The 14887-nt window shown below is 34.3% G+C and carries 17 protein-coding genes; 8 read left to right on the forward strand and 9 right to left on the reverse strand.

Translation table 11 applies throughout. The annotated features are described in order from the left end of the window. Window positions 1-31: 31 nt before the first annotated feature. The 8 genes from sucD to ES676_RS05200 form a co-directional block, all read right to left on the reverse strand. Complete coding sequence (sucD, locus tag ES676_RS05165) at window positions 32-916, reverse strand: succinate--CoA ligase subunit alpha (RefSeq protein WP_148369038.1); 885 nt, start codon at window positions 914-916, stop codon at window positions 32-34. Between the two features lie 64 nt (window positions 917-980). Beyond that, window positions 981-1394 (reverse strand): nuclear transport factor 2 family protein, encoded by a 414-nt coding sequence (locus ES676_RS05170; protein WP_148369040.1) that lies wholly within the window; start codon window positions 1392-1394, stop codon window positions 981-983. A 1-nt stretch (window position 1395) separates the two neighbouring features. After that, on the reverse strand, window positions 1396-2331 hold the full coding sequence (locus ES676_RS05175) for a UDP-3-O-(3-hydroxymyristoyl)glucosamine N-acyltransferase (protein ID WP_148369042.1): 936 nt from the start codon (window positions 2329-2331) through the stop codon (window positions 1396-1398). Window positions 2332-2369: 38 nt separating this feature from the next. Then, entirely contained in the window at window positions 2370-2936 is a 567-nt protein-coding gene (gene efp, locus ES676_RS05180) for an elongation factor P (RefSeq protein WP_148369044.1), read from the reverse strand. A gap of 45 nt (window positions 2937-2981) precedes the next feature. Further along, window positions 2982-3767: an acyl-ACP--UDP-N-acetylglucosamine O-acyltransferase gene (gene lpxA / locus ES676_RS05185; protein WP_148369045.1), complete on the reverse strand. Its 786-nt coding sequence runs from the start codon at window positions 3765-3767 to the stop codon at window positions 2982-2984. Window positions 3768-3790: 23 nt separating this feature from the next. After that, entirely contained in the window at window positions 3791-5197 is a 1407-nt protein-coding gene (locus ES676_RS05190; protein ID WP_148369047.1) for a bifunctional UDP-3-O-[3-hydroxymyristoyl] N-acetylglucosamine deacetylase/3-hydroxyacyl-ACP dehydratase, read from the reverse strand. After that, a complete protein-coding gene (lpxD, locus tag ES676_RS05195) occupies window positions 5184-6212 on the reverse strand; it encodes a UDP-3-O-(3-hydroxymyristoyl)glucosamine N-acyltransferase (RefSeq protein WP_148369049.1) in 1029 nt (342 codons plus the stop codon). The genes ES676_RS05190 and lpxD overlap by 14 nt, the downstream gene beginning before the upstream one ends. Before the next feature lie 25 nt (window positions 6213-6237). Continuing rightward, window positions 6238-7467 carry an HD domain-containing protein gene (locus ES676_RS05200; RefSeq protein WP_211357872.1) on the reverse strand — a complete coding sequence of 410 codons (1230 nt, stop codon included), beginning with the start codon at window positions 7465-7467 and terminating at the stop codon, window positions 6238-6240. Window positions 7468-7504: 37 nt separating this feature from the next. On the opposite strand from ES676_RS05200, the gene porX reads away from it, so the two are divergent. From porX to ES676_RS05225, 6 genes are all read left to right on the forward strand, one after another. Continuing rightward, entirely contained in the window at window positions 7505-9061 is a 1557-nt protein-coding gene (gene porX / locus ES676_RS05205) for a T9SS response regulator signal transducer PorX (protein WP_148369053.1), read from the forward strand. A gap of 22 nt (window positions 9062-9083) precedes the next feature. Continuing rightward, entirely contained in the window at window positions 9084-9509 is a 426-nt protein-coding gene (gene tsaE / locus ES676_RS05210; protein ID WP_148369055.1) for a tRNA (adenosine(37)-N6)-threonylcarbamoyltransferase complex ATPase subunit type 1 TsaE, read from the forward strand. Window positions 9510-9675: 166 nt separating this feature from the next. Continuing rightward, window positions 9676-9819, forward strand: a complete 144-nt coding sequence (locus ES676_RS14670) for a hypothetical protein (protein WP_170234427.1) — start codon at window positions 9676-9678, stop codon at window positions 9817-9819. A gap of 13 nt (window positions 9820-9832) precedes the next feature. Continuing rightward, window positions 9833-10303, forward strand: coding sequence for a hypothetical protein (locus tag ES676_RS05215; RefSeq protein ID WP_246130308.1), 471 nt, complete (start codon window positions 9833-9835; stop codon window positions 10301-10303). Window positions 10304-10367: 64 nt separating this feature from the next. Continuing rightward, complete coding sequence (locus ES676_RS05220; RefSeq protein WP_148369058.1) at window positions 10368-11567, forward strand: alanine dehydrogenase; 1200 nt, start codon at window positions 10368-10370, stop codon at window positions 11565-11567. A 52-nt stretch (window positions 11568-11619) separates the two neighbouring features. Then, window positions 11620-11994, forward strand: coding sequence for a DUF4258 domain-containing protein (locus ES676_RS05225; RefSeq protein WP_148369059.1), 375 nt, complete (start codon window positions 11620-11622; stop codon window positions 11992-11994). 69 nt (window positions 11995-12063) lie between these two features. Here ES676_RS05225 and ES676_RS05230 read toward each other — a convergent pair whose 3' ends face one another. Further along, window positions 12064-13239, reverse strand: coding sequence for a proline dehydrogenase family protein (locus tag ES676_RS05230; protein ID WP_148369200.1), 1176 nt, complete (start codon window positions 13237-13239; stop codon window positions 12064-12066). Window positions 13240-13337: 98 nt separating this feature from the next. Here ES676_RS05230 and aroB point away from each other — a divergent pair, with 98 nt between their 5' ends. Together aroB and ES676_RS05240 are read left to right on the forward strand one after the other, a co-directional pair. Further along, window positions 13338-14405, forward strand: coding sequence for a 3-dehydroquinate synthase (aroB, locus tag ES676_RS05235; RefSeq protein ID WP_148369061.1), 1068 nt, complete (start codon window positions 13338-13340; stop codon window positions 14403-14405). Window positions 14406-14489: 84 nt separating this feature from the next. Beyond that, window positions 14490-14798 carry a hypothetical protein gene (locus ES676_RS05240; RefSeq protein WP_148369063.1) on the forward strand — a complete coding sequence of 103 codons (309 nt, stop codon included), beginning with the start codon at window positions 14490-14492 and terminating at the stop codon, window positions 14796-14798. The last annotated feature ends 89 nt before the right edge of the window (window positions 14799-14887 follow it).

Genomic DNA, 14887 nt, shown 5'->3' on the forward strand with positions numbered 1-14887 from the left:
ATAGATAGCCTTTTTTAAAATTATGTAATGCTTATGCGTTAACTTTCGCTAATACTTCAGCAACTTTCTTACCTATTTCAGCTGGAGAATCTACTACGTGAATACCACATTCTCTCATAATTGCTTTTTTAGCTTGAGCAGTGTCATCACTTCCACCAACAATAGCACCTGCGTGGCCCATTGTACGGCCCGCGGGAGCAGTTTCACCGGCGATAAAACCAATAACTGGCTTTTTACTACCACTAGCTTTGTACCAATTAGCAGCATCTGCTTCTAACTGACCTCCAATTTCACCAATCATTACTACTGCTTCCGTTTCTGGATCGTTAATTAATAACTCAACAGCTTCTTTAGTTGTTGTTCCAATAATTGGATCTCCACCAATTCCAATAGCAGTTGTGATACCTAATCCTTGTTTTACAACTTGATCGGCAGCTTCGTATGTTAAAGTTCCTGATTTAGAAACGATACCAACGGTACCTTTTTTGAAAACGAAACCTGGCATAATACCAACTTTAGCTTCACCTGGAGTAATTATTCCTGGACAGTTAGGCCCAACTAAACGACAGTCTTTACCTTTAATGTAATCGGCAGCCTTAATCATATCAGTAACAGGGATGCCTTCAGTAATTGTAATAATTACTTTAATACCCGCGTCTGCAGCTTCCATAATTGCATCTGCAGCAAATGCTGGTGGCACAAAAATGATTGTTGTGTCAGCTCCTGCTTTTTCAACAGCTTCTGAAACAGTATTGAAAACCGGTCTATCTAAATGTGTTTGACCACCTTTACCTGGTGTAACACCACCAACTACGTTAGTTCCGTATTCAATCATTTGTCCTGCGTGAAACGTACCCTCACTACCAGTAAATCCTTGAACTATTATTTTTGAATTTTTGTTTACTAAAACGCTCATCTCTATAGTTTATAATTTAAAACGCTGCAAAAATAAGGTTTTGAGCGCTATTTATTAATGATTTTTATATATTTATTTCTGAAAAGGTAGAGATATTTTCAGCTTTATCATCTAATAGCTGACTTATCTCATATCCTCTGTACAATTTGCCTTCTTTAACCTCCCAAATAGAGATAAAATGAGCTATTGCTTCTTCGTTGTTATCGTCATTATCTTGCTCGATTGGTGTTCCATAAATGGTATATCGTGCTGTAACTGTATTATTATCTTCTAATAAATGACTTAACTTATAATTGAAGGTTAAAAACGATTCTTTTATACCCGTTATTTTTTCTTCGATATCTTTATAATCTAAACTCGTATAGCCTTTACTACTATTCCAATTTAATTCGCATTCTGGATGAATAAACTCTAAAACGCCATTGTCTTTAGCAAAATCAAGAGCGTAAAATTGTTTAACTACTTCTTTAGCTGTCATATTATTTCGTTTTTAATTGTTCTATTATTTCTGGAAGTTTTCTAAGCGTCGCTAATTCTCTCAGTTTTGCGCGCGCTTCATTTATTGGCGTTCCAGAATATGTTTTATTACCGGGAATAGATTTGGTTACACCTGCTTGACCCAAAACGACGGCATTTTCACCAATGGTAATACCACTTGTTGTACCGACTTGTCCCCAAAGAGTTACGCCATCTTCAATAATACAACATCCAGCAATTCCTGTTTGAGAAGCAATTAAACAGTGTTTTCCAATAACTGTATCGTGTCCCACCTGGATTTGATTATCTAATTTGCTCCCCTCGCCTATTGTAGTATCTCCGGTTACGCCTTTATCTATAGAACATAATGCACCAATATGCACGTTGCTTTCTATAACTACGCGTCCGCCAGAAATTAACTGATCGTAACCTTCGAGGCGTTTTTTATAATAAAAAGCACTGGCACCTAAAATAGTCCCTGCGTGAATAACTACATTGTTACCAATAACCGTATCATCATAAATACTAACATTAGAATGAATAATACAGTCGTCTCCTATAGTTACGTTATGACCAATAAAACAGTTGGGTTGAATTGTGGTGTTTTTTCCAATAGTTGCTGAAGGTGAAATGCTCACATTGGCACTTTCAAACGGTTTAAAATGATGCGTTAAAGCATTGAAATCCCTGAACGGATCGTCGCTAATGAGCAACGCTTTTCCTTCTGGGCAGTCCACTTTTTTATTAATGAGAACAACAGTGCCTTCGGACTGCAGTGCTTTGTCGTAATATTTAGGATGATCTACAAAAACGATATCTCCTGAAGTTACCACGTGAATTTCGTTCATTCCTAACACAGGGAAATCGTCATCGCCAACATAATCGCAATTAATTAATTGCGCTATTTCCTTTAAAGAATACGATTTGGAGAATTTCATATAAAAACTAGTTTATGGAAAATAAAAAGATCTTGTTACTATTCTTTTACCCTTTCTTTATAGGTTCCTTTTTCAGTTTCTATTTTAATTTTATCGCCTTCATTTATAAATAAAGGTACGCTTACTTCTGCTCCTGTTTCTACGGTTGCAGGTTTAGAAGCATTGGTTGCTGTGTTTCCTTTAACCCCTGGTTCTGTATGTGTAACTTCTAAAACAACACTAGCCGGCATTTCAACAGATAATGGCATATTGTCTTCTGTGTTAATAATTACAGTTACAATTTGCCCCTCTTTCATTAAATCAGGTCTATCTAAAGCGGCCTCTAATAAACGAATTTGCGTATAATCTTCTTCATTCATAAAATGATAGAACTCTCCATCATGGTACAAAAACTGAAATTTATGGGTTTCAACACGAACATCTTCAATTTTATGTCCCGCAGAAAACGTATTATCTAATACTTTTCCGTTAGTAACACTCTTCATTTTCGTTCTTACAAATGCAGGTCCTTTTCCTGGTTTTACATGCAAAAATTCTGTTATCTTATAGATATCATTATTATATTTAATGCACAGTCCGTTTCTAATATCTGATGTTGTTGCCATTGTGTTTATTAATGTTTTAATATTTGATTGTTATAGCTATAGAGATTAATTAGACTTGAAATAGCCTTTCATTATTCCTCTTTGAGAATCTTTTATAAACTGAAGGATTTCGTCACGTTCGTGAGTTGCTTCCATTTCGGCTTCAATAATTCCAGCTGCTTGCGTATTGTTGTAGTTCTTTTGATATAAAATTCTATATATATTTTGAATTTCTCTAATTTTATCGGTTGTAAACCCGCGACGTCTAAGTCCTACAGAGTTTATACCAACATACGATAAAGGTTCGCGACCTGCTTTTACAAAGGGAGGTACATCTTTTCTAACTAGAGACCCTCCTGTTACGAAGGCGTGATTACCAATAGAACAAAATTGATGCACGGCTGTCATTCCAGCCAATACCACATAATCACCAACCGTTATATGCCCAGCTAATGTTGTATTGTTAGAAAATATACAATGATCTCCAATTACGCAATCGTGTGCGATGTGGCAATAGGCCATAATTAAACAGTTATTACCCACAACTGTTTTCATTTTGTGGGTAGTTCCTCTATTTATAGTAACGCACTCTCTTATGGTAACATTATCACCAATAATAGTTAGCGTGTCTTCCTCGTCGTATTTTAAATCTTGGGGTACTCCCGAAATAACTGAACCAGGAAAAATACTACAGTTTTTTCCAATTCTGGCACCTTCCATAATGGTAACATTGCTTCCAATCCAAGTGCCATCTCCAATAACAACATTGTTGTGTATGGTTGTAAAAGGCTCAATGACTACGTTTTTAGCAATTTTAGCACCTGGATGCACGTAAGCTAGTGGTTGGTTCATTTTTTAATTTTTGTTATTGATTCTTATTTTACTTTTGATATTTGTGCCATTAATTCTGCTTCGGCACATAATTTACCATTCGCGTAAGCGTACCCTTGCATATGGCAAATTCCGCGGCGAATTGGTGAGATTAAAGTACATTTAAAAATTAAAGTATCTCCTGGTACTACTTTTTGTTTAAACTTAACATTATCCATTTTCATAAAGAAGGTTAGATAATTTTCTGGATCTGGCACTGTACTTAATACCAATATTCCTCCTGTCTGTGCCATTGCTTCTACTATAAGAACGCCTGGCATTACTGGAGCACCAGGAAAATGACCCTGAAAAAACGATTCGTTTATCGTTACGTTTTTCATTCCTATAACGCGGTCATTTGTAATTTCAAATATCTTATCAATTAGTAAAAAAGGCTGTCTATGAGGTAACATCTGCATAATTTGATTCACATCCATTACGGGCTCTTGACTCAAATCGATAGTTGGAACGTTGTTACGACGTTCATTTTTTATTAATTTAGACATTTTTTTTGCGAACTGAGTGTTTACAAAATGCCCTGGTTTATTAGCAATAACTTTACCTCTAATTCTCGTTTTTATCAGCGCTAAGTCGCCTATAACATCTAAAAGCTTATGCCGTGCTGCTTCATTAGGGTGGTGCAAGGTTAGGTTGTCTAAAATGCCGTTTGGCTTTACTGAAATAGAGTCTTTATTAAAAGCAACTTTTAACTTCTCCATTGTACTCTCAGATAATTCTTTATCTACATATACAATAGCATTGTTTAAGTCTCCTCCTTTTATAAGTCCGTTTTCTAACAGCATTTCTAGTTCGTGTAAAAAACTAAATGTTCTAGAACTTGCAATTTCTTCTTTAAAACGAGACATCGTATTTAAAGTGGCATTTTGAGTTCCTAGAACTTTTGTACCAAAATCGACCATTGTCGTTATTTGGTATTCGTTTGCAGGCATAATAAGAATTTCGCTTCCAGACTCTTCATCTACGTAAGAAATAACGTTTTTAACCACGTATTCTTCTCTAAAAGCATCTTGTTCTACAATTCCTGCTTCTTCAATAGCTTCAACAAAAAATTTCGAAGAGCCGTCTAGAATTGGTGGTTCAGAATTGTTTAATTCTATAATTGCATTATCAATATCTAAACCAACAAATGCAGCTAAGACGTGCTCGCAAGTTTGAATTGTTACTCCATTTCTCTCTAAGCACGTACCACGTTGTGTGGTTGTAACGTAATTGGCGTCTGCTTCTATAGTGGGACTTCCTTCTAAATCTACCCTTTTAAAAGCAAATCCAGAATTTATTGGTCCTGGTTTAAAAGTTAAAGTGACATCTTTTCCTGTGTGTAAGCCCACACCCGTTAAGGACACCTCCTTATTAATTGTTTTTTGCTTTATTTCAGTACTAACTATTGCCATAATCTTTTTTTTCTAGTTGGTTTATGGATTTCGCCATTTTTGGTAAATTTTTAAAATATACGTAAGACTTATTATAATCCCCGTAAGAGAAAGCTGGAGAGCCTTGTAATACTTCGTTATCTTTTACATTACGACCAATACCAGATTGTGCTTGGATTTTTACATTATTACCTATTATTATATGTCCCGCAAAACCCACTTGACCACCTATTTGGCAATTCTCTCCTATTTTTGTAGACCCGGCAATACCTGTTTGCGCTGCTATAACAGTGTTTTTTCCGATTTCCACATTGTGTGCAATTTGAATTTGATTGTCTAACTTTACTCCTTTTCTAATAATTGTAGATCCTAGAGTGGCGCGATCGATAGTGGTTGCTGCCCCAATATCTACAAAATCTTCAAGAATAACATTACCTATTTGAGGTATTTTAGTATATTCTCCTTTTTCATTAGGGGTAAAACCAAAACCATCGGCTCCAATTATTACTCCAGAATTAATGACACAATAGTTACCAATAATACATTCTGAATATATTTTAGCTCCAGAAAAGAGAATTGTATTATCACCTATCGTAGCATTATCACCAATAAAACAGTTTGGAAAAATTTTAACATTATCGCCTATAACAACATTTTCTCCTATATAAGAAAAAGCGCCAATATAAACGTCTTTTCCCATACGTGTGGATTCTGGTAAAAAGACAGGCTGTTCAATTCCAAACTTATTAAGTTTTACTTGATTGTAATATTCTAAAAGTTTAGAAAATGATTTATAAGCATCGTCCACCATAATTAAAGTGGGCGTTACTTCTTTCTCTGGATTAAAACTTTTATTTACAATTACAATAGATGCTTTTGTATTATAAATATGAGACGTATACTTCGGATTAGCCAAAAAGGTTAATGCCCCCTCAACGCCTTCTTCTATTTTTGATAGTTTGGAAACTTCAACACTTGGGTTCCCCAAGATTTCGCCTTCTAAAATATCTGCTATTTGTTCTGCTGTAAACTTCATGATTGACAAAAATAGAAAAAATGTATCAAAGTTTTTCCTTTGGGTAACATATAAAATATTTAGTTACTGATTTTGACAAGGCTTTTATGTTTAATTGATCTGATGCCTTAACGATATCTTCAATCTTGCCATTTTTTTGTAAAATTTTTATTCTTTGTTTTTTTTCTGTAAACGCCTGATTAGACACTTCTCCGGAAAACACAAAATAATCTGCTTCTGCTTTAGAGATGTTATATTTCTCAATTAATGCATCGCGATGCTTTATTAGCACTTCTTTTTTAACAGGTTTCTTTTTTAACTTACATTTTAATAAATCTCGATTAATAATCATACTGCAGAGGTTTTTTAGCACAAAATCATCTTCATATTGCCATTCTTTCATTGCAGAGACAATATCATAATCGTCTAATTTAGAAAATAATTCTAAAGCTTCAGCATTAAAATGTTCCATTGTTATATCGTTTTTAAGGAAATACAGTAAAGGTTTACTTGCTGTTAATTTGGCGCCATCGCGCGTTAACTCCTTTGCTCTTTTCAATACTCTAATCAATAATTGCTCTGCAGCTACTCCTGTTTTATGTAGATAGACTTGCCAATACATTAAACGTCGTGCTATAAGAAATTTCTCGACACTGTAAATCCCTTTATTTTCGACCACCAAACAGTCGTCTTTAACATTAAGCATCGTAATTAAACGCTCGCTATTAATATTTCCTTCGGCGACACCGGTATAAAAGCTATCGCGTTTTAAATAATCGGCGCGATCCATATCTATTTGACTAGATATTAATTGGCACATAAATTGACGCTTATATTTTCCTCTAAAAATTTCGATGGCAAGTGTTAAATCGCCGTTAAATTCTTCGTTCAGTTTTTGCATAAAAAGCATAGAGATATGCTCGTGCGAGACTCCATTTACAATACTATGCTCCATAGCGTGCGAAAAGGGTCCGTGCCCAATATCATGTAATAATATCGCAATATAAAGTGCGTTTTGCTCGTCTTCGCTTATAGCAACCCCCTTAAAGCGCAATACGTTAACCGTTTTCTGCATTAAATGCATACAACCTAAGGCGTGTTGAAATCGCGTATGGTGCGCACCCGGATAGACTAAATATGACAATCCCATTTGAGAAATGCGACGCAATCGCTGAAAATATCTATGTTCGATTAAATCGAAAATCATCGAATTTGGTATAGTAATAAATCCGTAAATTGGGTCGTTTAGTATTTTGAGTTTGTTAATAGTTTGCAAGCTTTTAATATTTAAAATTAAATTTAAACAAATATACATGAACACTATTAATATACTTTGGGTTGACGACGAAATAGATTTACTAAAACCACATATTCTTTTTTTAGAGAAGAAGAACTACAACGTTACGCCCTGTAAAAGTGGCACTGAAGCTTTAGAAATTTTAGAAGATAACACTTTCGATATTGTTTTTTTAGACGAAAATATGCCGGGTCTTACGGGCTTAGAAACCTTGCACGGGATTAAAGAAAAAAAAGACACACTGCCTGTAGTGATGATTACCAAAAGTGAAGAAGAGTACCTCATGGAGGAAGCTATTGGTAATAAAATTGCCGATTATCTTATAAAACCAGTAAATCCGAATCAGATTTTATTGAGTTTAAAGAAGAATTTAGACCATTCGCGTTTAGTTTCGGAAAAAACAACATCTAATTACCAGCAAGAATTCAGGAAAATCGCGATGGATCTATCGGTGGTGAATTCTTACGAAGAATGGATTGCGCTCTACCAAAAGCTTATTTACTGGGAAATTCAATTGGAAGATATTGAGGATCCAGCAATGTTTGAAATTTTAGAATCGCAAAAAAGCGAAGCTAATATTCAATTCGGAAAATTTATAGATAAAAATTATCCGTCTTGGTTCGAACCAAATACAGACGCCCCTACTTTATCTCACAATTTATTTAAAAATAAAGTGGTGCCCGAACTAAGTAAAGAGCAACCTACATTATTAGTTGTAATTGATAATTTACGTTACGACCAATGGAAAGCCTTCGAACCGTTTGTTACTAATCATTATAAAAAAGAGTCCGAATCTCCTTTCTTTAGCATCTTACCGTCGGCTACACAATATGCTAGAAATGCCATTTTCTCTGGATTGATGCCAAAAGATATGGAGAAGATGCATCCTAAATTATGGAAAAATGATACCGATGAAGGTGGAAAAAATTTATTTGAAGCCGAGTTTTTAGAAGCACAATTGAAGCGTTTAAGGCTTACTAATCTTAAATTTGAATACTATAAAATTACGAATTTAAAATCTGGTAAGAAACTGGCCGAAAACTTCAAAGGATTAAAAGATAATGACTTAACAGTTGTGGTGTATAACTTTGTAGACATGTTGTCTCATTCTAAAACAGAAATGGATGTGGTTAAGGAATTAGCCTCTAACGATAAGGCGTACCGTTCTTTAACACAAAGCTGGTTTAAAAATTCTCCACTTTTAGAAATGATTGTTCAAGCACAACAAATGGGCTTTAAATTAATACTAACTACCGACCATGGTACTATAAACGTTAAAAATCCATCTAAGGTTATTGGAGATCGCGACACCAGTTTAAACTTACGCTATAAAACTGGGCGAAGTTTAAGTTACGAAGATAAAGATGTTGTAGTCGCTAAAAATCCCGAAACAATACACTTACCCTCACTATCTATGAATAGTTCTTTTATTTTTGCCAAAAGTGATTTGTTTTTCGCTTACCCTAATAATTACAATCATTATGTAAGCTATTTTAGAAACACTTACCAGCATGGAGGAATTTCTCTGGAAGAAATGATCATTCCATTTGTTGTTTTAAATCCTAAACAATAAATTTGTAAAAATTTTGTAGCGTTTGAAAATCGAATACACTTTAGAGACACTTACGGCTGTTGCCCATAAAATTATTGAAACAGCGTCCAGTTCTAACATCATACTATTTAATGGGGATCTTGGGGCAGGAAAAACAACACTTATTAAAGAGTTAGTTAAAGCCTTGGGCTGTACTGAAACCGTAAGCAGTCCTACATATTCTTTAGTTAACGAATATAAAGCAGACAAGACCTCCATCTTTCATTTCGATTTGTACCGATTAGAAGATGAAGAAGAACTTTATAATTTAGGGATTGAAGAGTATTTAAATACGCAACATTGGATATTTGTAGAATGGCCAGACTTGTTAAAACCATTGCTGGACGACAATTTTTACGAGATTACTATTAATCGATTAGAAAACGGTACTAGAAACCTAAATTTAATATATAACATTACTGATAATTAATTTTTTATTTAAAATAAAATGTTATTTTTGAACGATTACGGTTTTTGCCGTAACCGGTTAACGAAAAAACGGTGTTTTTAACATTTTTTTAACATTTTCATCGTTTTTGCACTAGTGTTTTAATTAGTTTAGCAGTATAAATTAATCTAATTAAAATCCTAACATTATGAAATCTAAAAAATTTTTAATCGCATTAGCCATTTTTGGAGGAGCTTTATTTACAGCTCAAGCCTCTAACATTATTGACTTGAATGATCAAGAACAGACACAAATTGACAAAAAAGACATCAAAGTTCCAACACACGGATAGAAAAAACTTGATTATGGGGAGTTTAGTTGCGATTGCAATTTCAATTTCCCCTTATTTCTTTTATTTATATGAAAGTGTTCCGAATCAACCGATTTGGGATACTTTTTTATTTACATACAAAAGTGAGTTTTACAATAGTGCGAACGTAGCATTTTGGACTATAACAGGAAAATCCATCCCTTTATATTTCCTTACAATATGGTTTTTCACTTGCAGACATTGGTGGTACCATGCCCTTCTTATACCAATGACTATGTACATTTACCAATTGACAAATGTACTTAACGACGACCTCCATTATATTGACAGTTTTGAGTTGAAATATTTTATACCATTAATGGCGTTAATAATACCCTCTATTTATTTAATACGAGCAAAAATTTTTAACCGTATTAATTCGGTGAACAAAAGTACTCAGGAATTAGAAGACGAAATGCGTATAAGACCATTAACGTTTATTCAAAAAATAAAACAGTATTTTTAAATCTAAATACGGTCATTCAAAATTTATTCGTAATTTCATTTACTATAAATTCTAGCACTTAATCATGTCGTCACATCTATCTCCTTTTTCAAAAGCGCAATTACTTCCGCAAGAAGAAACATTAGAGATTTTTAAAAAGAAAAGCAACCTCTTTATAGGAATCCCTAAAGAAACTGCTTTTCAAGAAAAACGCGTTTGCCTAACTCCAGACGCCGTATCTGCCATAGTAAATAATGGACACAGAATTTTAATAGAATCTGGTGCAGGACAAGGCTCTAAGTTTAGCGACAAGGATTATAGTGAAGCCGGTGCAGAAATAAGTAGTGACACGGCAAAAATATATGCTTGCCCGATGATATTAAAAATGGTTCCTCCTACTTTGGAAGAAATTAAATATATTAACCCACAAACTATTTTAATATCTGCGCTTCAATTAAAAACTCAATCGAAAAAATATTTTGAAACCTTAGCGAGTAAACGCATTACAGCGTTGGCTTTCGAATTTATTCGCGACGAAGACGGCGCTTACCCAGCGGTTCGTTCTTTAAGTGAAATAGCAGGAACTGCTTCCGTATTAATAGCCTCTGAACTATTAAGCAATGCTAGTGAAGGAAACGGTCTCCTTTTTGGAAATATAAGTGGAGTACCCCCAATTGAAGTTGTTATTATAGGCGCTGGAACAGTTGGAGAATTTGCAGCTCGTAGTGCTATAGGCCTAGGCGCAAACGTTAAAGTGTTTGATAACTCTATTACTAAGTTACGGTGCCTTCAAACTAATTTAGGACGTACTATTTACACGTCTACCCTACAACCTAAGTATTTAAATAAAGCTTTAAAACGATGTGATGTCGCGATTGGCGCCGTTAGAGGAAAAGATCGCGCACCAGTTATTGTTACCGAGGCTATGGTAGAGCAAATGAAAACAGGCTCTGTAGTTATTGATGTTAGCATTGATATGGGGGGCTGTTTTGAAACCAGCGAAATCACCACACACACAAAACCCACATTTAAAAAACACGGTGTTGTGCATTACTGCGTTCCAAATATCCCATCGCGATATGCAAGAACCGCTTCGGCATCGATTAGTAATATTTTTACCCCATACTTACTTAAAATTGCAGATGATGGGGGATTAGAACATTCTATAAGAATGGACAAAGGTTTAAAAAACGGATTATACTTTTATCACGGTATTTTAACAAATCGTTCGGTTGGTGAATGGTTTGGCTTAAAATATAGTGACATTAACCTTTTAATATTCTAAATTTGCGGTAAAAATATATTCTTTTTTTTACTTAAACATTTAACACATCAATATGTCTTTACTTCGCAGAATAGCCTATTACATAGGAGGATTCTCTATTGGATTAGTACTCTTAGCCTTTTTTCTAAACGGAAAAAAAGTATCGTGCAGCTACGGGCCAGAATCCCGAGTTTTAAAAAATATTACCACGAAAACATTAATTATTTCTGATGAGGCACTGTTGTTTGTGCAACAGAATAGTATAGACACCCTTCAAATCAATTACATTTTACATAAAGGTGATGTCGACTTTTCAAAAAGTAACACACGCAAAGAGCCTTGTGGCGAATACTATATTGAAGGAGAACTCAATAAAAAAGAAGCAGCCCTTACCGTTGAAAATTGCGAAAAACAAGCTGTTGTAAAACATATTCAGTTTTTAAACTAGATCATAACAAAAAAAATCTCATAAAATATATTATGAGATTTTTTTTATCTATACTTTAAGCTTTTCTAGTTAATTTGCTTTTCTTCTTTTTCTTTCTTTTTTTAGCAACGACAACTCTCTACTCGTCTGCCCAGCAACCGAAGTGTTTTCCCCAGCACGTCTTATTAAATAAGGCATCACATCTTTTACAGGGCCAAAAGGCACATATTTTGCAACATTGTAACCAAGTGCCGCCATATTAAAGCTAATATGATCACTCATACCGTATAATTGACCAAACCATACACGATTATCATCCTTATCGATATTTAGATCCTCCATAATTTGCATCCCTAAATAGGTGCTTTCTTCGTTATGCGTTCCTATAAATATCGAAATATCATTTAAGTTATCTAATATGTATTTTAAACAATCATTAAAATTAACGTCTGTTGTAAATTTATCTTTACAGATTGGAGATTCGTAATCTAACTCGTGGGCGCGCTCACGTTCTTTTTCCATATAAGCACCTCGCACAATCTTAAACCCAGGCTTAAAACCTTCTTTTTTAGCACGTTTGTGTAATTCCTTTAAGTACTCTAACCTATCCCATCTGTAGGTTTGTAGTGTATTATAAACAATAGGTCTTTCTCTATTATAAGTAGACATCATTTTTCCGACCAACTCGTCCGCCGCATCTTGCATCCAGCTCTCTTCACCATCAATTAAGATCTCTACATCTCTCTCGCTTGCCAGTTTACAAATTGCGTCAAATCTAGATTCAATGCGTCTCCACTCCTTTTTCTCGTCTTCAGAAAAGGATTTGCCTTCTCCTTTTTTCTGATACAAGTAAAAACGCCCAAGACCAGTTGGTTTAAAAACAACAATGGGCAACGCTTTCTTTTCATCTGAAAACCCAACAATTTTAAGAAGTTTAAGCGTCGCTTCATCAAACTGCTCCTCTTCTTCCTTACCTTCAACCGAATAGTCTAAAACAGAACTCACTCCTTTAGTGTACATTTCTTCCACAACATCAAGACAGTCTTCTTCATTAATACCACCGCAAAAATGATCAAAAACCGTTAGTCTAATCAATCTTTCGACGGGTAATTTTAACTTTAAGGCAAAAGTTGTTAAGGCAGCTCCTATCTTAACCAAAGGTTGGCTAGAAATCATTTTAAACAAAAAATAAGCGCGTTCTAATTCTGAATCGCTCTTTAAAGAAAATGCTACTTTCGTATTTTCAAAAATTTTTACTTGACCCATTTTATTCATAAATAAGATATTTTGCAAATATACTTACTCGCGACTAATTATATTATAAAAAGACCTTATTTTCACAATCTATTTAGACAATTAAAAAAATGATTTCAATCACCACCCAAAATTACGCAATTCACTTTAGCAAGGCTAGTTACGACCACCTTAATGATTTCTTAAAAACCACAAATTATTCAAAATTGTTTTTTTTAGTAGACAATAACACTCACAATTATTGTTTACCTCACTTTTTAGCTCAGATTAAGACTGAAAAAGAGATTGAAATTATTGAAATTGAAGCTGGTGAAATCCATAAAAATATAGAAACGTGCTCTGGTGTATGGAGCGCCCTTTCTGAGTTAAACGCCGATCGCAAAAGCTTACTCATTAATATTGGTGGTGGGGTTGTTACAGATCTTGGTGGCTTCGTGGCTTCCACTTTTAAAAGAGGTATAGACTTTATCAATGTTCCAACCTCGCTTTTAGCGATGGTAGATGCTTCAATTGGAGGTAAAACAGGCGTCGATCTAGGTAATTTAAAAAATCAAATAGGAGTTTTTAATCCGCCTAAAATGGTTGTAGTAGACACGCATTTTCTCGACACTTTACCACAACTTGAACTACGCTCTGGCCTAGCCGAAATGCTTAAGCACGGATTAATACATAATGAATTATACTGGAGCAAGTTAAGCAATTTACCTAAACTTACACTTGAAGATTTAGATACCTTGATTTTTGAGTCCATAATTATAAAGAAAGACATTGTAGAACAGGATCCTAACGAAAATAACTTACGTAAAACTTTAAACTTTGGCCACACTATTGGTCACGCTATTGAATCTTATTATTTAAGTCAGCAAGACAAACCCACTCTATTACATGGAGAAGCAATCGCTATCGGGATGGTTTTAGCCACTTATATTTCTACCAAAATAGCAGGTTTTCCAGAAGAGAAAAACACTACTATTAAAAGTGCAATCAAGTCTATTTATGGCGACGTGACAATCTCAGAAAACGACTACGCTCCTATTATAGATTTATTAAAATACGACAAGAAAAATGAACACGGTGCTATTAATTTCGTCTTATTAGAGGATGTTGGTAAACCTATAATAGATTGCAAAGTTGATAATGAATTAATCATAAAAGCTTTTAATTTTTACAACAAATAACCTTAAACGCATTGTATTTTTTCGTAATTTTAGAACAACTAGACTAGCTTACACGCCTAATTGTATTAATTTAAACTTGTTGTTATGCGAAGAGTTCTTGTCGATTACAAAAAACTAACACCAGAGGTACTACAGTTACTAACCTCTAAATTTCCTGATGGTTATGGGGATAAGGATATTATTACTTTTGATAACCATAGAAACGAAACTATCGAGGCTATCGAAGTAAAAACAGAAGACACCACATACTTAGTAAAGGTAAGCTGCCGTTTGCATTACACTATGGCCAATTTGGATGATAATATTGACCTTTTAGCACTAAATGAAGCTGGACATATTATTGTTGAAGAGGCTTTCTTTACTAAAAAAGATGAAGAAGATGAAGAAGAATAAAACATTCTAATTATCTGTAAAAGTGTTAACTTCTAGTAATTTATGCAATTCCGGCAATATTTTAGACTAAATATTAAACAAAAACGCCC

The organism is Bizionia saleffrena, from assembly GCF_008086175.1.
In the GTDB taxonomy this organism is placed as follows: Bacteria; Bacteroidota; Bacteroidia; order Flavobacteriales; family Flavobacteriaceae; genus Bizionia; species Bizionia saleffrena.